Source organism: Candidatus Terasakiella magnetica (assembly GCF_900093605.1).
Taxonomy (GTDB): Bacteria; Pseudomonadota; Alphaproteobacteria; order Rhodospirillales; family Terasakiellaceae; genus Terasakiella; species Terasakiella magnetica.
The window spans coordinates 1-231 of record NZ_FLYE01000042.1 but is presented as its reverse complement, the minus strand read 5'-3'; the positions used below and the strand labels follow the sequence as shown (position 1 = coordinate 231).

At 46.8% G+C, this 231-nt stretch carries 1 protein-coding gene; it reads right to left on the bottom strand.

The window, feature by feature from the left end; genetic code table 11:
- Positions 1–231: Ig-like domain-containing protein (locus tag MTBPR1_RS18155; RefSeq protein WP_165602668.1), on the bottom strand; the 231-nt coding region annotated here is incomplete at both ends.

Genomic DNA, 231 nt, shown 5'->3' with positions numbered 1-231 from the left:
GACGGTATAAGTAAAGCTGTCGCTGCCATGATAATCATCATTAGGCGTATAGGTTACCGTGCCATCAGCATTGAACGTCACCTCACCATTAGCAGGCTGGGTTACGCTTGTGACCTCACCGCCATCAATGATGGTGTCATTGGTCAGTACATTGATGGTTTTTGAGCCATCTTCAGCAACCGTGGCAGCATCATCGCTAAGTGTATTATCCACATCAGCAAAGTTGATGGT